At 35.5% G+C, this 21,097-nt stretch carries 22 protein-coding genes and 1 pseudogene; 15 read left to right on the top strand and 8 right to left on the bottom strand.

Features of this window, described 5'->3' with window-relative positions; genetic code table 11:
• Positions 1–17: 17 nt before the first annotated feature.
• The 5 genes from ACSVI6_RS08090 (at position 18) to ACSVI6_RS08110 (ending at position 3,914) form a co-directional block, all read left to right on the top strand.
• Positions 18–764, top strand: a complete 747-nt coding sequence (locus ACSVI6_RS08090; RefSeq protein ID WP_491721086.1) for a hypothetical protein — start codon at positions 18–20, stop codon at positions 762–764.
• Positions 765–820: 56 nt separating this feature from the next.
• Complete coding sequence (locus ACSVI6_RS08095; RefSeq protein ID WP_491721087.1) at positions 821–1,564, top strand: hypothetical protein; 744 nt, start codon at positions 821–823, stop codon at positions 1,562–1,564.
• Between the two features lie 58 nt (positions 1,565–1,622).
• Positions 1,623–2,366 (top strand): hypothetical protein, encoded by a 744-nt coding sequence (locus tag ACSVI6_RS08100; RefSeq protein ID WP_491721088.1) that lies wholly within the window; start codon positions 1,623–1,625, stop codon positions 2,364–2,366.
• Between the two features lie 56 nt (positions 2,367–2,422).
• Positions 2,423–3,193 carry a hypothetical protein gene (locus tag ACSVI6_RS08105; RefSeq protein ID WP_491720235.1) on the top strand — a complete coding sequence of 257 codons (771 nt, stop codon included), beginning with the start codon at positions 2,423–2,425 and terminating at the stop codon, positions 3,191–3,193.
• 172 nt (positions 3,194–3,365) lie between these two features.
• Positions 3,366–3,914 (top strand): hypothetical protein, encoded by a 549-nt coding sequence (locus tag ACSVI6_RS08110; RefSeq protein WP_491720234.1) that lies wholly within the window; start codon positions 3,366–3,368, stop codon positions 3,912–3,914.
• A gap of 144 nt (positions 3,915–4,058) precedes the next feature.
• On the opposite strand, the pseudogene ACSVI6_RS08115 reads toward ACSVI6_RS08110, so the two are convergent.
• Positions 4,059–4,679, bottom strand: a pseudogene (locus tag ACSVI6_RS08115) (IS3 family transposase); the annotation flags it as partial.
• A gap of 191 nt (positions 4,680–4,870) precedes the next feature.
• Positions 4,871–5,131, bottom strand: a complete 261-nt coding sequence (locus ACSVI6_RS08120; RefSeq protein ID WP_491720233.1) for a transposase — start codon at positions 5,129–5,131, stop codon at positions 4,871–4,873.
• A 153-nt stretch (positions 5,132–5,284) separates the two neighbouring features.
• On the opposite strand from ACSVI6_RS08120, the gene ACSVI6_RS08125 reads away from it, so the two are divergent.
• Entirely contained in the window at positions 5,285–5,977 is a 693-nt protein-coding gene (locus tag ACSVI6_RS08125; RefSeq protein ID WP_491717621.1) for a hypothetical protein, read from the top strand.
• 275 nt (positions 5,978–6,252) lie between these two features.
• On the opposite strand, the gene ACSVI6_RS08130 is transcribed toward ACSVI6_RS08125, so the two are convergent.
• Entirely contained in the window at positions 6,253–7,146 is an 894-nt protein-coding gene (locus ACSVI6_RS08130) for a CAP domain-containing protein (RefSeq protein WP_491720232.1), read from the bottom strand.
• A gap of 929 nt (positions 7,147–8,075) precedes the next feature.
• On the opposite strand from ACSVI6_RS08130, the gene ACSVI6_RS08135 reads away from it, so the two are divergent.
• Complete coding sequence (locus ACSVI6_RS08135; RefSeq protein ID WP_491721089.1) at positions 8,076–8,645, top strand: hypothetical protein; 570 nt, start codon at positions 8,076–8,078, stop codon at positions 8,643–8,645.
• Between the two features lie 46 nt (positions 8,646–8,691).
• On the opposite strand, the gene ACSVI6_RS08140 is transcribed toward ACSVI6_RS08135, so the two are convergent.
• Positions 8,692–9,237, bottom strand: coding sequence for a hypothetical protein (locus tag ACSVI6_RS08140; RefSeq protein ID WP_491717624.1), 546 nt, complete (start codon positions 9,235–9,237; stop codon positions 8,692–8,694).
• Between the two features lie 167 nt (positions 9,238–9,404).
• Between ACSVI6_RS08140 and ACSVI6_RS08145 the strand changes: the two genes are divergently transcribed.
• Together ACSVI6_RS08145 and ACSVI6_RS08150 are read left to right on the top strand one after the other, a co-directional pair.
• Positions 9,405–10,142: an SGNH/GDSL hydrolase family protein gene (locus ACSVI6_RS08145; protein ID WP_491721090.1), complete on the top strand. Its 738-nt coding sequence runs from the start codon at positions 9,405–9,407 to the stop codon at positions 10,140–10,142.
• A gap of 129 nt (positions 10,143–10,271) precedes the next feature.
• Entirely contained in the window at positions 10,272–11,045 is a 774-nt protein-coding gene (locus ACSVI6_RS08150; RefSeq protein WP_491721091.1) for a hypothetical protein, read from the top strand.
• Positions 11,046–11,127: 82 nt separating this feature from the next.
• Here ACSVI6_RS08150 and ACSVI6_RS08155 read toward each other — a convergent pair whose 3' ends face one another.
• On the bottom strand, positions 11,128–11,553 hold the full coding sequence (locus tag ACSVI6_RS08155; RefSeq protein WP_491721092.1) for a hypothetical protein: 426 nt from the start codon (positions 11,551–11,553) through the stop codon (positions 11,128–11,130).
• A gap of 6 nt (positions 11,554–11,559) precedes the next feature.
• Positions 11,560–12,309, bottom strand: a complete 750-nt coding sequence (locus ACSVI6_RS08160; RefSeq protein ID WP_491721093.1) for a hypothetical protein — start codon at positions 12,307–12,309, stop codon at positions 11,560–11,562.
• Between the two features lie 166 nt (positions 12,310–12,475).
• Between ACSVI6_RS08160 and ACSVI6_RS08165 the strand changes: the two genes are divergently transcribed.
• The 4 genes from ACSVI6_RS08165 (at position 12,476) to ACSVI6_RS08180 (ending at position 15,449) form a co-directional block, all read left to right on the top strand.
• Positions 12,476–13,513 carry an NADH:flavin oxidoreductase/NADH oxidase gene (locus tag ACSVI6_RS08165; protein ID WP_491720228.1) on the top strand — a complete coding sequence of 346 codons (1,038 nt, stop codon included), beginning with the start codon at positions 12,476–12,478 and terminating at the stop codon, positions 13,511–13,513.
• 197 nt (positions 13,514–13,710) lie between these two features.
• A complete protein-coding gene (locus ACSVI6_RS08170; protein WP_491717630.1) occupies positions 13,711–14,358 on the top strand; it encodes an NAD(P)-dependent oxidoreductase in 648 nt (215 codons plus the stop codon).
• Positions 14,359–14,369: 11 nt separating this feature from the next.
• Positions 14,370–14,858 carry a thioredoxin domain-containing protein gene (locus ACSVI6_RS08175; RefSeq protein WP_491721094.1) on the top strand — a complete coding sequence of 163 codons (489 nt, stop codon included), beginning with the start codon at positions 14,370–14,372 and terminating at the stop codon, positions 14,856–14,858.
• A 66-nt stretch (positions 14,859–14,924) separates the two neighbouring features.
• The gene (locus tag ACSVI6_RS08180) at positions 14,925–15,449 is read left to right on the top strand and encodes a hypothetical protein (RefSeq protein WP_491721095.1); all 525 of its coding nucleotides are present in this window, start codon (positions 14,925–14,927) and stop codon (positions 15,447–15,449) included.
• 48 nt (positions 15,450–15,497) lie between these two features.
• On the opposite strand, the gene ACSVI6_RS08185 is transcribed toward ACSVI6_RS08180, so the two are convergent.
• The gene (locus ACSVI6_RS08185; RefSeq protein ID WP_491720223.1) at positions 15,498–17,264 is read right to left on the bottom strand and encodes an ABC transporter ATP-binding protein; all 1,767 of its coding nucleotides are present in this window, start codon (positions 17,262–17,264) and stop codon (positions 15,498–15,500) included.
• A 191-nt stretch (positions 17,265–17,455) separates the two neighbouring features.
• Here ACSVI6_RS08185 and ACSVI6_RS08190 point away from each other — a divergent pair, with 191 nt between their 5' ends.
• Positions 17,456–18,391, top strand: a complete 936-nt coding sequence (locus tag ACSVI6_RS08190; protein WP_491721096.1) for an L-lactate dehydrogenase — start codon at positions 17,456–17,458, stop codon at positions 18,389–18,391.
• 54 nt (positions 18,392–18,445) lie between these two features.
• On the opposite strand, the gene ACSVI6_RS08195 is transcribed toward ACSVI6_RS08190, so the two are convergent.
• Entirely contained in the window at positions 18,446–19,855 is a 1,410-nt protein-coding gene (locus ACSVI6_RS08195; RefSeq protein ID WP_491721097.1) for a Na+/H+ antiporter NhaC family protein, read from the bottom strand.
• Positions 19,856–20,537: 682 nt separating this feature from the next.
• Between ACSVI6_RS08195 and ACSVI6_RS08200 the strand changes: the two genes are divergently transcribed.
• A complete protein-coding gene (locus tag ACSVI6_RS08200; protein ID WP_491721098.1) occupies positions 20,538–21,068 on the top strand; it encodes a hypothetical protein in 531 nt (176 codons plus the stop codon).
• The last annotated feature ends 29 nt before the right edge of the window (positions 21,069–21,097 follow it).

Consider the following 21,097-nt stretch of genomic DNA (forward strand, 5'->3'; position numbering starts at 1 on the left):
TAAAGGAGTGTTAAAGTATGAACTCGATCAAAAATTTTCTCAATAAAACTGTATTAATGGCCGTTGCTACGGCCAGTCTCGTCACTGTTGCTGGTATTAGCGGAAATAACGTTGCGAATGCTAAAACGTATTCACTTAATACTAATCTGGATTTAAATACCGCTAAAGGTCAAGGCTGGAACAGCGATAATTTCGTAAAATATACCCTTGCCAATAAAAACTCATCACCATCAACCATGCCAGTAATTCAAACCAATGGCGGTACATTTACACGAAGTCAAAATAAAGATATGTATTTTCTAGGAATTCCAGTAACCGTTGAAAATGACGGTGCTATCTATGTGCAAAGTTCAAATTATATTGGAACTTTAGACCCTTGGCTAAAATATCATTCTACACATCTTGACTTTTACAAAACGCATCCTGAATTTGTACTATTAACAAATAGAACATTTATCAAATACAAATACAGTAACAAATTTGTCAATATTAAAAAACTTTACCGTGATTACTATCACGTTAATATCGATAAAATCCTAACGTATACCAGACCCGCCAATTGGCGCACTAAATACTTCAAACATGGCCTCAATCCTAAAACTTACATGGTAAAAGGTTACACTGCTAACGACCTTTACAAAATGTATAAGTTTAATCACCCTACCAACCTCGATTCCAAGTTAAAGAATTTACACAACGTGGTCTACAAAGACCAACGCATCACCAGCAATAAACTAGACTTTGGAACCGCAACTAAATATTAATCAAAAAACCTAACGAATATTCGTTAGGACAATACATACTAAAGGAGTGTTCAAATATGAACTCGATCAAAAACTTTCTCAAAAAATCTGTCCTAATTGCCGTTGCGACGGCCAGTCTCGTCACTGTTGCTAACTTTGGTAACGCAAATAACGTGGCGAATGCAGCTAAGTATGATGCATGGACTAATCCGCAAAAAGATTATGGAAATCAAGCAACTGTAATTGCAAGTAAATCAAAAACTGGCAACAATATTGCAGTAACCAATCCAGACTATCTAACGCCAGGTAGTATGAACCAAAAATATGACAGACATGGAGTTAAATATTTCTATTTAGATGGATTAAAAGTTCGTTTAGAAACTAATGGCGTGTTAACTCTACAACAATCTATTCCAAAAAGTTGGCTTAATTACACATATCAACATGGCGGATTTAAAGTAACTCATCCAGAACTAATGCTTGTAATGAATTCCGATTTTGTAATTTATCCAACAAAATATACTGATAATTACAAAAACCCCTTCAACAACATTAAAAAATTATACAAAGATTACTACCATGTTAATATTGACAACCTTCTAACATACACCCGCCCAAAGAACTGGGAATCTAAGTATCGCACACACGGTGTTAATCCTAAATCATACATGATTAAAGGGTACTCAACAAGTGGCCTCAACCATACCGAATGGTCTAAACAACAAGTTGTAAATAAAATTAACAGTTTACACCACATTTCATACAAAGACCAAAGACGATGGTCACCAAAGAATGATTTTAGTACAGCTACTAAATACTAATCAAAAAAATCCTAACGGATATCCGTTAGGGCACTACATACTAAAGGAGTGTTAAAGTATGAACTCGATCAAAAATTTTCTCAATAAAACTGTATTAATGGCCGTTGCAACGGCCAGTCTCGTCACTGTTGCTGGTGTTGCTAACGTAAATAACGTGGCGAATGTAGCACTTGCTGCATATAACCCTAACGATCCTAATCAAAATGGTAGCAACAAAGGTGTTGATAAATCAGCTCAAGAAACACTTGTTAATCCAAATGCATCCGTCACAACTATGCCAGTTTACAAAACTGGGTCTCACTTTCAAAGTATCGACGGAAAATACCGTCGTGCCACAGTAAAAAGAGTATACCTCGAAGGTATTGCCGTTGACTTAAACAACGATGGAACCATGACTTTTGGTGGAGACACTAAACACATAATTCCTAAAGCATGGACTCAAACCACATCCGATTGGAATAAACACCAAGTAATTGCTTTAATCACCAATAATGTAATCTGGACTTATGAAAATCAAACGGGTAAGTACAAATACAACAACAAATTCATTAACATTAAGAAATTTTATCGTCAAGTTTACCACATTAAAATTGAAAAACTACTTACCAAGTCACCCGTCAAGAACTACACTAAGAAATACGCCAATGGTATCAATCCAAGTAAATATATGGTCAAAGGTTACAAGCCATTCACTTACACTACAGCAATGAACAATGCTAAATACGCAAAAACTATGCTTGATCGTGCTCATGGTGTTCTCTTATCCAATCAAGACCAAACAAGCAATAAAAACGATTTCTAATCAAAAAACCTAACGGATATCCGTTAGAGCACCACATAATAAAGGAGTGTTAAAGTATGAACCCGATCAAAAACTTTCTCAAGAAATCTGTCCTAATGGCCGTTGCGACGGCCAGTCTCGTCACTGTTGCTAACTTTAGTAACTTTAGTGGTAACAATGTTGCTAACGTTGCACATGCTGACTACTTAGGTAGCCCAAATCTTAAAACACCTAAATGGACACAAGATGATAACCCTACTGGTAACTTAGCCAATCCTAACGCACCTCTTAGCCAAATGCCTATTTGGAAAACTAAACCCCAATATCTTAATCAAAACACGCTTAAATATCAACGTGGATTCACATCCAAAGGATACATCGACGGTATTAAAATAGAAATGCAAAGAAATGGACAGATTTCATCTAGTCAATTACCACCAAAAAGTTGGACAAAATATGCTGCTAAAGTTGGAAAATCCATTACCGATATCCACCCCGAATTAAATCTCCTATTCGACAACGATTTAAATAAAATCGGTGGTAAATATGGTCATGATATAAAATATATCAATATCAAGAAATTATACCGTGATTACTATCACATTAACATTGACAAGATTTTCACTAAAACCCGTCCTGCCAATTGGGTCGCTAAGTATCGTACTCATGGACTAAACCCTAAGTCATACACCGCTAAGGGCTACAACACCGCAACAATTAAACCATCTAATTCCAAAAATGAAATTCAAAACAAGTTCAAAAATATTCACAATATAGTTTACGTTGACCAACGTTCAGATAGTAACAAACTAGACTTCGGTACTAAGACCTACTACAAGTTCTACTGATCAAAAAAACGTAACGAATCTTCATTACGAAAACATTTAAATATATTATTAAATTAAATTAATTGCCCATAAATTTTTAAGATACTTTAACTTACATGAAACTAGATATGATAAACAATAAATGTTATCATGTTTCATGTAATACATACAAAATTATACGGAGATGATAATTATGAAGGCTAAGAAATTCTTAACAGTACTTTCATTAAGTGCATTATTAGCAGGTACTGGTGTTACAACCTTACAAAGTTACCAACAAGCTAGTGCGGCTACTAAGAAACATAAATCTACTAAAAAAGTAAAGAAAGCGAAAAAAGCTAAAAGTAAGAAAGAAAAACTAAACTCTGATGGTACTGATAAACAATCAAAATATTCATCATTTGGAGAATGGTTTGTAAAGAATAGAAGTATTATTGAAAACTATTATTATAATAATGGTGGTGAAGTTTGGCAAGCGCAAGGTCCAAATGATGAAGGTGGATCACAATTAAGTGTTCGTTATTATAATAATCCCGCATATAAATATGCTTACATTGATGCTTTAGGTAATGATATTCAAAATCCTTCATATACAGGAGGAGCGGGAACAGCTGAATACTTTAATAAAATGTATAATGTTTACAAAGCTGCTGCTCCTCTAGTAAAGCAGAGTAATCCAAATGGAACTCTTTATCTTAATAAAGATTCAATGACATGGAGTGCAACTAATCCTAATGATTAAAATGTAGCAAAATGCATTTAGTAAGTATAATTATATAAAATAAACAAAAACACCACCAAGTTCAATGGACTTGATGGTGTTTTTGTTAGTGGATGACTAGTATTTAATTTTAGTGTGCTCCTATGTCAATAACTTGGACTAATTTTATGTAGTTTTTACCAAGCTAATTCTTTCATTGTTGTACCATCTTACATACCAATCAATACTGGCGATTACTTCCTCGATGCTTTCAAACTTTGTTTGAAAAACAAGTTCCCGTTTCAGCATTGAATGAAAATTCTCAATATAGGTATTATCGTAAGGATGCCCCTTCAGTGAGTAAGAATGCTTAATATTCAACTTATTTAATAATTTTTCGAATTGATCACTAGTGTAATGACTACCCATATCACTGTGTAAGAAAACGAGTTTGTCAGCGTTCTTAACTGCTTTTTGCATCGTTTTAGTCACTAAATCAGCAGTCATTTCATTGCCCACTTGATGGGATAAGACCTGATGGTTATTGGGATTATAGACACTAGCTAAATATACCCATTTATGATTAGTTAATGGAATATAAGTTATATCTGCACACCATGCGGTGCACCAATCTTTCTTAACTAAATTGGATCTTTGTTCATAATCGTTATGCGTGGTTGGCTTAAGATACTTTTTATTCAGAACTGAATGAACATTCATTGAATGCATTAGCTTCCAAACAGTTCTAGAGCTTACTTTAATTTCTTTGTTCAAAAGGACTTGGTGAATTCTTGGGTATCCATAAACGTATCGACTCTTTTTCTATGCCACCAAAATTGCCCGTTTCAAAATAACATTTTGATTATATCTAGCGGTTGGTTCATGATTTACCCAATAGTAGTAGGTGCTCTTAGGCATTTTAAAAGCCCTTAGAGTGGTAGCTAAGCGGTGTCCATGTTCTAAACTATCCTTGATAAAGCCTAAGGCTTTCTTGATTGTTAACGCTTCCCAAGTAACACCGCAGCTCGTTTTAAAATTTCTAATTCCTCCTGAGCTTGAGCTAATTTCTTTTCCATTTGAACATACTTTTCATAAGAAATTTGTTTGTCATCAACATTAATAGTGGAACTCTGTTTCAACCAACGACTGATCGTGTTAGCTGAAACATCGTATTCTTTAGCTAATGATTTAATACTGTGGCCTTGCTTTGATAGTGAAATAATTGAATCTCTGAATTCTTTTGAATATGATTTTGGCATAATAAAAAGCTCCTTTTAATAATAATTATATCGGATTAAAAATTTTGTCCAAAATTTAATCATAGGAGCAGAATTAAATATTGATTTTTATATTTCCTTAATGTATAATATTTTTGCTTGACGTATAATATTTTTTTATAAGGAGATTACATAATGATTAATTCAAAAAAACTTTTAACTTTATTTTTAGCATTGATTCTAGTTGCACCAGTTTTGGTATCTCATTCAGCTGTTACAAATGCTAAAAATATTCATGTTAAGGTATTGAAGAAAAATATTAAAAAAAGTAAGAAAAAGACTAAAAATACCAAGACTATTTTTAAATCTAAAGCTAATCAGCAAAAGGTTAATGTTACTGCTAATCAGCTAAATGATGATATTAAATTTTATAATAATCAAGTTGGTTCTGAATTTAGTAGCGATATTATTCCAGGATCTAATAATGATAATTATGTTGTTGCTTCCCCTAGATATTCATTATCTTATAGCGGCATTGGATCATCATTAAATAATATTGCTACTGATATGGGTACTAATGTGGATGCAAGTGATTTAGTTAGTTCAAATGATGATGTTATGATGTCCTCTAGTAACATGAAAGCTATAGAAAATGTTGCTAATTCAATTTATCTAAGATTTGCCAATCGTTTGAAGAGTAAATTATCACACTCTGATTTTGATAAGCTGACTACTATTAAAGCTACATTTGTATCTGGAAGCCAAAAGGTCAGCCAAGGCTCTGATGGATCTCAAACTAATGAAGATCCTGATGTTGTGAATCAATGGTCAAACATTAGACAATTATTCAGCGCTTTAGGAGACGGAATTTCACAATTGGATAAATAGTATTCATTTATATTAATGTAAATTTTATAAAAAATAAAAAGCGAATGATCTGACCCCAATCGGTTAGACTAATACTTTTGCTAGGATATCAATCCCAAATATTGATTTGGTAACTGGTATCCTAGTTTTTCTTTTAATCTATTATTATTGTAATCCTTAATCCATGTTTTCATCGCATTGATTAAGGATTTTTTGGTATCATAATGCTTATTCATCATTTCGATTAAAATATATATGTATGAAAAGCAAAGAATAATCAATGCTTTTGTTTGTTACTATTCTTCGAATAACATGGTTTGGTAATACTTTCCGTCGTTATAAGTGGTTGCCATGGCCATTTGGGTAGCGATTGTACTTAAGATGTTTCTACGGTGGGCCCATTTTTCACCAACGGCATCGTTGTACGTGAATTCGTTGACCATGTTGATCATGGTATCAGTTGGTGTATCTGATGAATATGTGTTTTGAATATTTTCACCAACACCATCGTCATCCCAGCCATGTTGTTTAATTAAATCGTCAACTTGAAGACTACCATCAGCAGCATAATGTGATATTGATTTAGTTTTGATCAGTTGTTGATTTCGTTCCAGGGCTAAGGTATAGAGATGGTCGTTCCATGTTAAGGGTTGTAACCCATGTTGATCACGAATGTAGTTAACATAGTTGAGCCCCACGTCTTGGTTTTCGGCATCAGTGACGGTGGTGTTATGTTTATTGGGATTCTTTGGTAGATGTAAATCGGCCGCTAGTACCCAATACGTTTTTTTAGGATAGTTGAATTTAACTTGGTAATACATGATTCCCCAATCACTCATGGTTTTTTTAACGATGGTTCCGGTTGCTTGATTTTTAATTTTTCTCGTGCCATATTGGGTATCAGTTTCATTTGCCGGAAGTTGGCTGAATTGTAAACTGGTATTGGTAAAATTATAAATCACTTTGGTGCCTTTTTTATAATTGGCATTTGCCATATATGGATTGGGATCATAAAGTAAATAGCGGTTCGGCATGTTGACACTAAAATTGTTCAAAATTTGGTTGACGACCCTTGGGTCAGCCCCGGCTAATGGATTGGGGTCAGCGTGGACGGTTTTCGTGACGGTATTAACGGTAAAGAATGTGATCAACACCGTCATCAAGCTTACAAGTTTGTTTTTAATTTTCATAGTAAACATCTCCCTGGTTATGCATTTATATAAACGTTTATGTATCAGTTTTTGTGACTATCTATTATTATTTTTAATTATAGCATCTAGCTTAAATATTTTATAAAATTAAGTTAAGTATTTATATAATTTCAAATGGTACATTAAGATTATATAATTATAGTGAATTAGAGTTCATTCTATGGTACGCGCTAAAGGACATGCCATAAAAATGGTCTATATTATTATCATAGGAGCAGTATTGAAATAACATCAGACGGCTTCTGATTTTATAGGGTTAAATTCTTGGACAACTAAATTTTGTTATTATTGGAATCGCGTTTCGTTTGATAAATCAATAAGTAACAATGGACTGAGCAAAGAATAAATAAATCAAATTTCAACTATCAATTTAATTTATAAATTGGTGTCAATAATCTCATTTCCACCACACTACATCAAAAAAGACATCAACCATCCATTTCAGGATCAATTGATGTCTTTTTTGAGTTAATACTACTAAAAACTAATCATCTAGGAACTTTTTACATGCTATATCATAGGTCGAAACAACACAACTTAGCATCCATACGCCGTAGAATGTCCAAACGTACCACGTTGGCAATGGCCAATGCTTTAAAGCGTATAGGCTCAACAGCAAGTAAAGCACTGCTGAGACGAACAAGCCATTAATGAAAGCGATGGTATTTAATAACCCCATTTTTCTAAATAAGTGGATTACTGGATACAATAATTTATGAATTTTTTTAATCATTACACAGTCAGCTCCCTTGAAAAATTAGCAATTATTATTTAGTGACTATTAACCTTATTTAGGATAACATTAATAATGTTATCATTCATTGAGATAGTTTTCGATTCATTCTCTAATATTTACAGTAACGATGGAATCGCCTGTTACAAAAGGATTTAAAGGAGCTGAATGTAAAATGGTAGAATATAATTGGGTTAAAGATCGGAAGTATGGAGTGGTGGTTGCCACTAATTCTAATTCCAATCACAAGGAAATTTACTTTACCGTGGATGCTACTGTTAGAGTCGCCATTAATAATGACATTAAAGTTTCATTGAAGTCTCAATCTAGCAAGTATAACTTGATTAAAAAGATCGTTGGGAAACCAACTGATGAGATCGAATCAGTTAGCATTGCAAATGATAATGATAAATTTAAACATAAGTATAAGTTGATTAGCGCTTATGATGTTGAACGCTACATTACGCAGTACCAAGTAGAAAAAGACTATGATGATAATTTTCACGAATCGATTGAAGCAGAACGTGAAGAAGAGGTTAATCAAATGCGCAATGCGCTGATTAAAGATAAGGTGAACTTGTCACAAGATTCACTAATTTACATGCTAGTTAAAAAGGAAAATGAAATTGGTCTTTTAATTCATAAGATCAATGAATTGAAAGCCAATGTCCAGTCAACAAATGGAGCTGTGAATCATATGAATGGCAAAAAAGGTTCTCCATCCCCCAATCATAAAAAGAATTAATAATAAATAAAGAAGTCCCATCGTTGATGGTGACTTCTTTTTTAATTTATAGGTCAACGGGTAAGTCGGTCTTTTTAATGAAACTAATGTTTTCATTAAAAGCATCGCTATAATAGTAATAGTCTTTTTGGTGTTTAGATAATATCTTGTATAGCTTCTTTAATTCGATGATCATTTTTTTATTATGGGTGGGAAAGTACTCAGAGAGGCCATTTTCTTTTTCATATTGAACGATTTTTTTAAAGGTGTCGATGTTATTTTGCAAGTGAATCATTAAATCAAGCGTAATTTCCTTGAAATCGTAATTACTGTAAGAGTGCTGCTTGACCTTTACCTTTTCTTCAAGCGCTAACATCATTTTAACCTGATTCGAAGTTAAGGGTTGTTCATCTACGATTTGTGCTCTTTTAGCAAAATCATTCGCAATATTAACCTTTGAAAGTTCAATTTCATCACTTAATTTAGCGATGCGATGGTTCAACACAGCGAAGTATTTTATGTTTAAGTCATCTGTGAACTTTTTACCTTCTGCTGTTCCTAAATAGTGAATGGCATCAGTAGCTTCTTTTAATATTTTGAGCACGTCTTTCATGCAAATTCCTCCCATTGCTAATTCATAAATATGTTTTTATTATATATTATATTGGGAAACCACTGTTAAACGTTTTTAATTTTTATTATTATTTTAATATAAGACGGTTTTTTATATATTTTATTTTGCAAAGTGTATAATCAGTAACAATTAGGAAGTGATTAGCTTTGAACGTAAAATTAAGTGGAATGATGAATTTGATCAGTGATGAAATTACTAGTAATCCATTTACTCGCAAGCACATTTTAGATGATCCCGATTATATGCAATTTAGTAAAGCCCAGGGTGCTGGCGTCTTAAAGGGGAAGCGGATTGCCTTTCTGGGGTCATCGGTGACGAAGGGCTTTAAGTCCCATCACATTTCATTTGTTGATATTTTAGCTAGTAATGATGGCATCGTTCCAGTTAAAGAGGCTATTTCTGGAACTACACTAGCTGGTTCGTCCAATCTGACTTATCATAAGCGGTTAGTGAATAATATTTCAATAAACGATTCGTTAGATGCCTTTGTCTTGCAGTTATCAACTAATGATGAATCTTCAAATAAGCCGCTGGGGAAAACTGCATTGACTTATGATTACAGTGCATTTGATACTGATACTACGATTGGGGCAATCGAATTTATTTTGAGATACGTTAACGATTACTGGGACTGTCCAGTTTTAGTTTATACTTGTGTTAACGAAAAGCATCCTGAGTATGCACAACTAGTTAATTCGGTTTATGAATTACAGAAGAAGTGGAAGTTCACAATTTTAGACTTGTATAGTGACAAGGACTTGAATCGGAAGATGAACAATTTACAAAATAATTATCTAAATGATGATTTTTTGCATCCGACGATTAAGGGCAACCACTTATTAGCACCACTGTTTGAGAAAAAGCTAGCTCAGATACTTCAATGAATAGCAACAAAAAGTTATTGATTGCTAGTTTTTAAAGTAATATACTTTGATTAAGTTTCATCAAATTAGTTCGGTAACATTGTGTCATTTTTGTTACTTGATAAATTTTATTTAAGGAGATTTAATTTTATGACAGATATGGAAAAAGTAATATCAGTAATGTTAGGTAAAGAGATCAAGATTGAAAAGATTATTAATTCTAAAAAGTCAGAAAGCACGAATAGTTGTTATTTTGTGATCAAAATGTCAGATGGCAACATTTACCAATTATCCTTTAGTGACCATTCTTCAAGTAACCATGTTGGGAACTTAAAGCAGCTACAATCTGAATTAAATGCTAAAAAAATCGATATGGATCTGACAGAGGTTATCTATCTATTTATCGGTCCGTATGATGTATATAATTATCATAATACCCAACCTGATTATTATGGGATTTCGCTAGCGAAGCCATATGACTTTGATGCTAGCTCCCTAGTTAATAAGTATGCACTCCAACAGGCTTTTGTAAGCAATGCCTATACAATTAAGAGTTCAGAATTAGTTGAAAACAACTTGGCCTTGAAGATAACCTATCGTAACTTTACTGATACATATGAGGAAACCGAATACTATACTAATTTTGTGCCAATTGTTACTGATTTATCGCAAATTGCTTTGATCAAATACTTGCTAGAAAATAATGATGCGAGTGAGGTTAGAAACCTTTACTATGACCATAACGATATTAAAAGCGTTCCAGTGGATGAGTATATTAAGCAGTTACGCATTAACCATAGTGATGAAGAAATTAAAAGTGAAAAACTATTAGATTTAAAATCGAACCATCCAGATAATCCATCAGATCCATTTTACTTTGTCTTAAATGATGAAAAATTTGTTCTGCAAAAAGTAGCAAAGTAGCATGTTCGCTAAATTGTTGTTCTTGAGACCATAAAAAATGCCAGTGAAATAATCACTGGCATTTTTATTTAATTAGCTCGGATTAACTTATAAATTTTAAACTGGCCCCTAATGGCGTTATTTTTGTATTGATGAATTCTGTAAGATCACCATCTATCAACCCGAGGGAATCCATGTAGTTGTAGAAAGCTTGCTCATCTTTATCACCATCAATGAATTCCTCCACGTCACTTTGGAAATAGATTTCACAATCTTCAACGAGTTCATCCATCCAAACGTTTAGCATCGTATAAAAATCACGGTACTGATAAGCAGGGCTTAATGACATTAAATCAGGGATGATTTCGCATGCAATGTCATTTGCCTCATCTACATTTGTGGCAATGACTTGGATTGTTTGCCCATTCTTGGAATCTTGCTCTTTTGCCGTTAATGATCTTTCGATATTGAAATTATCCAAATCAAGCTTACTAACTAGTTCCAGAGGTAAAATTAGTTGTAATTTCATAATCGGTTATGCCTTCAAAAAATAGCATTTAGGTTGCTGATCTTCATAAGAAGTAATTTCAGCCAGTGAAATTTTTCTTAAAATGTCAGTCCCAATAAGAATTGAAGTTCCGTCAATTCTAGGATTAATAATTGAGATAGAATTCTCCCTATCACTATTGTAATCGCCCACTAAATCAACTCTTTTATCCTTACTATCTTCTTTGAAGTAGTCGATGATATCTTCAAAATTATTATAACTAGTTTCGGGGTAATTCTTTTTACATTCATCTTCAATTAATTTTTTAACGTCAGACTTACCTAATAAGAATGAATGAATTTTAACGATCTTATTTTCATTAGGGTGGTTCCACCAATCACTGGAACTCTTTTCTTTTTTTAACGTGATCCAATTAATTAAATATAATCCAGAAACGTTGGATTGAGGATCGAACAATGGTCCATAAGAATCGTCCGAGTTATTTGTTAATTCAAAAGCAAAGGTCCTTAATTCACCATACTTGGATGGATTAGGATAAAAAATGGCTGATTTTTCATCAATGTATATTGTTTGTTGGACATCCTTAGTAGGATCCTTGAAGAATAATTTAACATCGATCCTATCGAACTTATCCTCTACGTCATTTTTAATAATTTCATAACCCTTATAATTGATAAAGCAGGTATTCATTAATTCGTAGAATTCGTTCGTAATGTATAAATGTTTATCCAAGAATTCTGAAACTAGGTTTGAAGCATCTAGATCGTTTTCTTGCATCGCTTATCCCAACTTTCCACTTTTGTAGTTAAAACTTGTAAATGATTACTTAATATATGTTCAGATTAATTATAACATTTATATCTATATTTGATACCGTTGTAAATAATGGTATGTCCCTTGTGTTTTTGCTATACTTTAGTAAGTAAAGAAGGGACTGATATAAATGAGTTTATTGCTTTCTCCAGTAAAAATTGCGAACTTGGAACTTAATAACAGAGTCGTGATGTCACCCATGTGCATGTATGAAGTACGTAATAAAGATGGCATTTTAGAGCCGTTTCATTTTGCTCATTATGGGGCCAGAGCGTTGTCAAAGGTAGGGCTGATAATTACTGAGTCCACCGCTGTGCAACCTGATGGTCGAATTTCTGATAATGATTTGGGGCTTTGGAATGATGCCCAAGCCGATAAATTAAGTGCGTTAGTTAAGATGCTTCATTCTTTTGGAACCAAGGTGGGGGTGCAACTGAACCACGCTGGTAGAAAAGCTGAGGATGCTGAAATTGTGTCAGCACCCAGTGCAATTCCATTTAGCGATTCATATTCGGTTCCCCATGAATTAACTGATTCTGAAATTATTGAAGTTAAGGATGCATTCGTGCGTGCTGCTGAACGTGCTAAGCGGGCTGGAGTTGATGTGATTGAAATTCATGGTGCTCATGGTTATTTATTAGATCAGTTTTTATCTGCGTTAACTAACCAACGCACGGATCAATATGGTGGTTCATTGGAAAACCGCTACCGATTAGTTCATGAAATTATTACTGCGGTTCGGGCTCGGTTTAGCGGTTCGCTGTGGATTCGATTATCATTGACTGACTACGATGATTCGGGAGTTCAAAACTCAATTGAAGATTGGAAGCGGGTTGCTAAATGGCTAGAAGCAGATGGGGTTGATCTAATCGATGCCTCAACTGGAGGGTTGCTCAATAAGGCTCCTAACATCCCAGTTCACGATGGCTATCAAACGCCATTTGCAACCGAATTGAAGCACGCCGTTTCAATTCCTGTTGCTACGGTGGGGTTATTGGACAATCCAGGACTATGTGAATACATCTTACAAAATCAACAAGCAGACTTGATTTTAGAAGGGCGGGCCTTGATACGCAACACAAATTGGCTAATCGATGCTGCTTATCAATTACATGATCATGACTTTAAACCTTATAATAATTCTTATGAACGGGGACAAAAATATTAATTGATATGGATTAACGATGATTCATTGTTAGGGAGTGTGCTGATTGAGTGAGCACACTTTTTTATTGTGGAAACTAACTTCTCTTTAATTATAAATAATTTGTTATATATTATAAATTATACAAGTTCAATTTAATTGCCATCATCAACGATATCATTAAAATAGTAACTATATTAATTGAACGGGGAGAAATGAAAATGAAAATTGCAGTAATCGGTGCGACAACTCTAACTGGTAATCAAATTATGCGCCAAGGCGTGATGACTGGGAATCAAATGACCGCCATTGATGAGGATGCGGACAAGGCAATTGCATTATTTGGTCAAACAACGCCACTGATTGCTGGAAATCCGATGGAGTTGATTAAAGAGCAATTGGAACAATTTGACGTAATCGTGGATGCCTATTTGCCTAAGCCAGACCAGGCCTACTTACAAGTGGATCTAGCTACCAAGTTAGTGGCAATGTTTCGCGAAACGCACGCGCCTAAGTTGATCTTTATGTTAGGGGCGAACAGCCTGTTGACGGGGCATCGCTATGAACATCTATTAATGCAGGATTTGCGTAATGTGCCAATGATGAGGCCGTATTTACCACTATTTAGAGAGCAGTTAAATGAATATCTGTTTTTACGTGACATTAAAAATGTGAACTGGTTAGGCATTTCCCCAGCGATTGACGTATATGAGGGGCCGACTACGAAGTATCAATTAGGTGATAACCACGTGTTGCGGAACAAAGATGGCAAGTCGCAGATCTCATATTCAACACTAGCTAAAGCGGTGATTGATGAAATCGAAAAACCAGCCCATCACACGACGCGATTTACGGTTGCAGAAGAATAGGGGGAATCTCAATGTCAGCAATTCCAATTGATAGTCAAGACACTTTGAATTTAGGGGAGAATGATGCTCCCCATCAATTGACGGTCGTCATGAATCTGAGTTGTCGTTATTGCAAAAAGTGGTGGAGTCGCAATGCTAAAAATATTGAAGCTGCAATCGCTGGAGGCAGATTAAGTCTGCACATTAAATTTTGGACCAAGGATAAGGCGGCATTAAGAATTGGCAATGTGGCCCACGAATACGTTGACTTTGCTCATCCGCAAGCGGCCTTTGCATTCGTTCAACGCTTAGTACACAATCAAAATCATTTTAAACGTTACTCTATAGACCAAGTTCCAAAATATTTAGAATCAGAATATGGGGTTAGCAAGCATAAAACTAGTAAAGAAACCCAACAAACAACAAGGGAGCTATCAGCTGCTGGAGTTCGTGGGATCCCTACGATTTTCTTAGATGGTGAATGGCACGATAGTTATGAGTATCGGCTACCGAAGTTATAAATATAGCGCTTTTCTAATCTGCCTCAATTGGTATACAATAGTTAAGATGACATTACACAGAATGGAATGGTGATTATCAAATTAAAAATTACTGCCCAATACCTATTGGATGGAATCATTAGCTTTTTTGCCTGCTGGTTAGTCGTTCTCTTTTTAAGAACGGTTCTACCAGCAAGTTTGACCCATGGTAATATTCCTGAAATTCCTCCGACCCCAATCTCTGATTTCATGCTAATCATTGTTTTATCTCTTTTGATCGTTGGGATTGGTTGGTTGTTAAACGTTAACTCTAATCAACAATTAACAGGTCATGAAAATCAATCAAATTTCTGGAAAACTTTGAACTGGATTGCGATGATTTTTATTTTGCTTTCAATGGTTGGGATTAGCCTAGTTTCTAACGAAGGGCCGTTCGATGACTTAATGAACCTTGCACTTTCAATTAGCCAGTGGCTGGCAGTGATCATGGCATTGCTGAACCTGGTTGGCACGTTTAAATTTAATAGCCGTGATTGGTACCGTTTTGCGTTAGAATTTGAAATGTTAACAATCGTTGTATTTTGGTTAAACCTTTGGATTTCACCGGTTTAAAAATAAATCAGGACCGCTTCGCTTAATAAACGAATCGGTCCTGATTTTTTATTCAAATTGAGCATTATACAGTTCAGCATATTGACCATTTTGTTTCATCAATGAATCGTGGGTACCACGTTCAACGACTTTGCCATTACTCATTACAATAATTTGATCTGCATTATGGATCGTTGATAGTCGATGGGCAATTACGATTGACGTTTTGGACTTTAAAAGATTATCCAATGCGTGTTGAATGGCCTTTTCGGATTCATTATCCAAACTGGCGGTGGCTTCGTCTAAAATAATGATGGGGGCATCTTTTAACAGAGCCCGTGCGATTGAGATCCGTTGCTTTTGGCCGCCAGATAACTTAACCCCACGTTCACCAACTTGGGTGTTGATATCATTAGGCAGTTGCTGAACGAATGTTGCTAAGTCTGCTAATTGCAAAACTTGCCAGATTTCTTCGTCGGTGGCGTTTTCACGTCCGTATAAAACATTGTCCTTGATGCTACCATCGATAATGAAAATATCTTGGGAAACGATGGCGATGTTGGAACGCAGTGATTTTAAGTCAATTTCTGCAATTGGGACGTTGTCAAAATAAATATTTCCTCGATCTAGGTCATAGAAACGATCGATCAATCTGGTGATCGTAGTTTTGCCAGATCCAGAAGCCCCGACGATTGCTGTTGTCTTACCATATGGGACCATGATGCTCACATCGTCAATAATGGGGCGGCTTTGCTTTTGTTGATCATTAGCTTGGTAGGTAAATGAAACGTGTTCAATTTTAATCCCAGCTTTAATGTTTGGGAACTGACGGGGATGTTTGCAATTGATCACCTTCGGGGTTTCATCTAAAATCGTTTTAATTCTCCCGTATGAAACCAAGGCTTGTTGGAGTTGGTTCAACAAGCGCGTGAATGATTGAATCGGACTTTGGACCATTGCAACATAACTAATGTAGGCCACTAAAGCACCGATCGTTAAATGGCCCTTGATGATAAAGTAAGCCCCCAGCAATAGGATGATTGCGACTCCAGTATAATTGATTCCATCAATCAACGGGTTGAAGATTGCTTGATTACGTCCAGCGTCAATTAAGTCTTTGCGGTTATTTTGTGCCAACTGGTCGAATCGTTTGGCTTCAAGTTCCTCGTTGGTAAAACTTTTGATCAAATCAATTTCGGTCAATGTTTGCTGCATTTGATTTGACATCAATGCCTGTGAATATCGCGCTCGATGGAAGGCGTTCCGAATTCTTTTCCGAAAGACGCGGTAGACGATAAACATTAATGGGAATGTTAAGCTAACCGCTAGTGCCATTTGCCAGTTGATATAAAAAATTAGCGCTAGCACCCCGATAAGCGTAAACATATTTCCAACAATGCTCAGCATATTTGCAGAAATTAAGCTTTGTAAATTATTGATGTCACTAGTGAGTCTAGTCATTAAGTCACCCGTTTTACTGGATTCAAAAAAGCGTGTGTCCATCTTTAACAAGTGTTGGTAGAGTTGATTTCTTAAATCCGTGATTGCGTTTTGACTCATGATGCTCATAAAGTATGTTGAAACGTAATTGAAGATTCCCAATACGATTGCTGTTAAGATCAGTAAGCCAATTACTATCAGTAATGATTGAAAGTTTTGGTTGGGGATGACTTTATCGATTATGAACTGCTCAATTTGTGGCATTACAAATTGCAATATGGTAATAATAGTCAATGCTAATACGTTTAGGAATAACAGCCAGGGTTTATTTAAAACCTTGCCAAATACGAACTTAAACATAGCAATGAGTGATGCATCGGATCGTTGTGAATTCATTATTAATTTCACCTCTGTAAAATGATAGAACATTACTATGATATGCTGATAAAAAACAAAATGCTATTAAGGAGTATCAGCTTCGCTTGATTAAAATTAGATTAGAATTTAATGTTGAAATGATGTGATAGTGTGCTATACTAAAATCATTGTTAAAAATGAACATAACTAATCTAAGGGGATGGATACATATGACAAGAAAAGTTGGAGTTATTGGAATGGGTCACGTTGGTGCAGCGGTTGCTCATCATATCGTAGTGGATGGGGTTACCGATGAGTTAGTCTTGATCGATACGAATGAAGATAAGGTCAATGCAGATGCGACCGATTTTCAAGATGCAATGTCTAATTTACCTGAACATACTAACATTACGGTGAATGACTATTCGGCATTAAAGGATGCTGATGTCGTCATTTCCGCAGTTGGTAAAATTTCATTACAAAAAGATAATAAGGAACACGATCGCTTTATTGAATTACCATTTACCAAGAATGCGGTGCGAGACGTCAGTGAAAAACTAAAAGCCTCTGGTTTTAAGGGGGTTTTAATTGATATTACCAACCCGTGTGATGTTATCACGATGATGTATCAGAAGTTTACGGGCTTTCCTAAACATCGCGTGATTGGGACTGGAACCCTGTTAGATTCTTCACGAATGCGACGGGCAGTTTCTGGTGAATTAAAGATTGATCCTCGTTCTGTTGGTGGATATAACCTTGGAGAGCATGGTAATTCTCAATTTACCGCTTGGTCGACCGTTAAGGCATTAGGGCGACCAGTCGCTGAAGTAGCAAGTGAACGCAATGTTGACTTAGCAGATCTAGATGAAGTAGCACGAGCTGGTGGCTATACCGTTTATCATGGTAAAAAGTACACTAACTATGGGATCGCATCTGCTGCGGTTAAGTTGGCAAAGGTCATTCTAAGCGACGCGCGTGCAGAACTGCCAGTCTCGAATTGGAATGAGGAATACCAAACCTATCTTTCATATCCAGCGGTCATTGGTCGTGATGGGGTTGTTGAACAAGATAAGCTTAACCTTACCGATGAGGAAAAAGAAAAGCTCAAGGCATCTGCTAATTATATTAAAACACGGTTCGATGATACCGTTGCTAGTATGGAATAAAAATAAAATAGCCTGAACGTGAATTTGACTTCACGTTCAGGCTATTTTTGATGATTACTCAGTTACAGCTTTATTATTTTCTTTTGGTTCATGAATGTGCTTGATTTTGAAACCAGTTAATGCACTGAGAATCGAGAATACTGGGGAGAATAAACTTAAGAATACGAATGGGATGTAAGCCATTGTTGGCACTCCTAATGTGGCGGTAACAAAACTACCGGCAACCCCCCATGGAATTAAGTAGGTAAGGGCGGTTCCACCATCTTCTAGCGCCCGACTTAATGCGATTGGGGCTAAATTGTGCTTCTTAAATGCCTTACTGAATGATTCACCAGGCAGGATCAATGATAAGAATTGTTCACCAATGAAGAAGTTGACCCAAAAACAGGTAATGATGACAGAAATGATCAATGAGGCAGTAGAGTTTAAATGGCTGGTCAATGGAACCATGATGGCCTTAATGATGCCTAAGTTGATTAGTAATCCACCAATTGAAAGGGCTACGAAGATTAATGCAACGGTTCCCATCATCCCAGCAATTCCACCACGGGTAAGTAACATATCAACTCTTTTATCACCGGTTTGGGATACGAAACCGCTTTGAATCACATTATTGATTTTGACGAGGTTCAAGCTAGGCATCCGAATTAAGCCCATAATCCCAGACACTAATAGGTTGATGAAAAGAGTGGGAATCGTTGGAATCTTGATCCATGCACAGATGAATAACAGAAATACTGGGATTAAAGAGATTGGTGAAATCAAGAAGTGGTGTTGTAAGACGCTAATCGTTTGGTCCACGCTTGTAAAGTTAGCGTGTCCTGAGTGTTGACCTAAAAAGGTGTAAAGGATGAGGGCAACGATGCTAGCTGGAATAGTTGACCACATGAGATTTTTAATATGGTCGATTAAATTAGCGTGGACTACTGATGCTGCAACGTTAGTGGAAACGGAGAGTGGGGATGCTTTATCACCGAAAACAGCACCGGAAAGAATGGCTCCAGCGGTCATTGCTGGATCAACGCCGAGCGTTAAACCGATTCCCATGAACGCAATCCCTAGGGTAGAACAAACGGTGAATGCACTTCCGATCACAGCACCCATGGTCCCACAAATCACAAATACTGATGGTAAGAACCATTGGACGTTGATTAGTTTAAATCCGTATACCATTAAGGTAGGGATAATTCCAGTAGCGATCCAGACCCCGATCAATGACCCGATCAACAAGAAAATGAACAGGGGCAAGATTCCTGATTTAATACCAACAATAAAGCTATCGTTGATTTGATCCCAGCTGAATCCACGCCACTTAGCCCAAAAAATTAGGAGCATGATCCCAAATAGGATCGGGACCTCTGGTGAAATATGTAATCCAATGATGCCAATTGCCATTAGGGCAAGAATACCAATTAAAATAATGATGCTTTCAGTTAATTTTAGTTCTGGTTTTTTATTATTCATAATGTAGAATCCTCTCTTTGATTAATATTCGCTGATTTAATTTGCAATTAAAGAATTGGTTTTGATATCGAACAACGCCACCGCAATTATTATTATTTAGCATTAGCAATCCCTCCTTGAAAATAAAAAGTCCCAATTACAAATAAATGTAATTGGGACGATGTGGACGACCGCGGTACCACCCAGCTTAACACGTTCAACGTGTTATCTCACTAGATTAATAATGGGTCTAGTTATTATCCATTTAGATTATGCTTTAACGTATTTCGTATTCATTACCCTGATCGGTTCGCAGCAACCACCGACTTCCTGACTCCCAGGCAAGAACCTACTTAATTAAAATCTAATTTTTTATTAATATGTTTATAATAATAACACCTTTTTTTAAGATTGCAACCATTTTATTAAAAAAATTTAAAAAGCGCCAACCGTCCTTGACGATTAGCGCTATACTTTAATTCATTAATCAGATAATTATAAAAGAGATTTCAGAACATTATTAAGTCGAATAAAGGCAACTAATAAACTAAAGTACGAATTTATTGTAACATACAGTTTAAAATTATTTCAATTTTTAGTAGTTATTATTAAGGTTTAATTGTAGCTGTTCAAATTAAAATTACTATCATGTAGAATTGCAAATAACGTTGACCTTACATCAAATTGAACAGGGGGATTATATTTGAAAGCCAAATGGGCAGCGATTGCAATTGCTGGTTTAATTGGGATGGCCTCGATGCCAACGCCGTTTGCTTCAGCAAAAATGCAAGTGACTAAAACAGTCCCAAAAGCATATCATGGTAGCTGGTATGGGGCCAATACTAAAAATAATCGGGATTTAATTTTTATTTCAAATCAATATGTAATTACAGGAAGTTATTCAAAATACAATCAGAAGACTCATAAAATCCAATATAACTACGATACTGGATATTTACCAAAGGGAACGGGGGCAAAGAAGCTGGTATTCAAGAAAATTCCTAAGGGTGATGGTCAGTATGGGACGACCTATACTTTCAACCAGGGGGATGATATGGATGATCAGTTGCCAACTTTTTGGACTAGTAAAATGAAAATCAATGGTAAGATGCAAACGGTCCTTAAAGCTTACCAAAACTACGGTGAAGTTGAAGTTTATACTAAAAAACCAGTGAACAAGGACTATTCATATACCATTAAGAGTAAGAATATTGGTGCTCAAATTGGAAAATAAAAAAACTAGCCAAGTGGCTAGTTTTTTTA

It is taken from the genome of Nicoliella sp. ESL1106 (genome assembly GCF_058509965.1).

Coding starts and splice junctions, on each gene's coding strand:
- ACSVI6_RS08130 (WP_491720232.1), bottom strand. CDS start 7,146: ATGAAAATTAAAAACAAACTTGTAAGCTTGATGACGGTGTTGATCACA.
- ACSVI6_RS08175 (WP_491721094.1), top strand. CDS start 14,370: ATGTCAGCAATTCCAATTGATAGTCAAGACACTTTGAATTTAGGGGAG.
- ACSVI6_RS08195 (WP_491721097.1), bottom strand. CDS start 19,855: ATGAATAATAAAAAACCAGAACTAAAATTAACTGAAAGCATCATTATT.
- ACSVI6_RS08170 (WP_491717630.1), top strand. CDS start 13,711: ATGAAAATTGCAGTAATCGGTGCGACAACTCTAACTGGTAATCAAATT.
- ACSVI6_RS08090 (WP_491721086.1), top strand. CDS start 18: ATGAACTCGATCAAAAATTTTCTCAATAAAACTGTATTAATGGCCGTT.
- ACSVI6_RS08140 (WP_491717624.1), bottom strand. CDS start 9,237: ATGAAAGACGTGCTCAAAATATTAAAAGAAGCTACTGATGCCATTCAC.
- ACSVI6_RS08150 (WP_491721091.1), top strand. CDS start 10,272: ATGACAGATATGGAAAAAGTAATATCAGTAATGTTAGGTAAAGAGATC.
- ACSVI6_RS08135 (WP_491721089.1), top strand. CDS start 8,076: ATGGTAGAATATAATTGGGTTAAAGATCGGAAGTATGGAGTGGTGGTT.
- ACSVI6_RS08185 (WP_491720223.1), bottom strand. CDS start 17,264: ATGAATTCACAACGATCCGATGCATCACTCATTGCTATGTTTAAGTTC.
- ACSVI6_RS08110 (WP_491720234.1), top strand. CDS start 3,366: ATGAAGGCTAAGAAATTCTTAACAGTACTTTCATTAAGTGCATTATTA.
- ACSVI6_RS08100 (WP_491721088.1), top strand. CDS start 1,623: ATGAACTCGATCAAAAATTTTCTCAATAAAACTGTATTAATGGCCGTT.
- ACSVI6_RS08160 (WP_491721093.1), bottom strand. CDS start 12,309: ATGCAAGAAAACGATCTAGATGCTTCAAACCTAGTTTCAGAATTCTTG.
- ACSVI6_RS08120 (WP_491720233.1), bottom strand. CDS start 5,131: ATGCCAAAATCATATTCAAAAGAATTCAGAGATTCAATTATTTCACTA.
- ACSVI6_RS08190 (WP_491721096.1), top strand. CDS start 17,456: ATGACAAGAAAAGTTGGAGTTATTGGAATGGGTCACGTTGGTGCAGCG.
- ACSVI6_RS08125 (WP_491717621.1), top strand. CDS start 5,285: ATGATTAATTCAAAAAAACTTTTAACTTTATTTTTAGCATTGATTCTA.
- ACSVI6_RS08165 (WP_491720228.1), top strand. CDS start 12,476: ATGAGTTTATTGCTTTCTCCAGTAAAAATTGCGAACTTGGAACTTAAT.
- ACSVI6_RS08095 (WP_491721087.1), top strand. CDS start 821: ATGAACTCGATCAAAAACTTTCTCAAAAAATCTGTCCTAATTGCCGTT.
- ACSVI6_RS08180 (WP_491721095.1), top strand. CDS start 14,925: ATGGTGATTATCAAATTAAAAATTACTGCCCAATACCTATTGGATGGA.
- ACSVI6_RS08105 (WP_491720235.1), top strand. CDS start 2,423: ATGAACCCGATCAAAAACTTTCTCAAGAAATCTGTCCTAATGGCCGTT.
- ACSVI6_RS08155 (WP_491721092.1), bottom strand. CDS start 11,553: ATGAAATTACAACTAATTTTACCTCTGGAACTAGTTAGTAAGCTTGAT.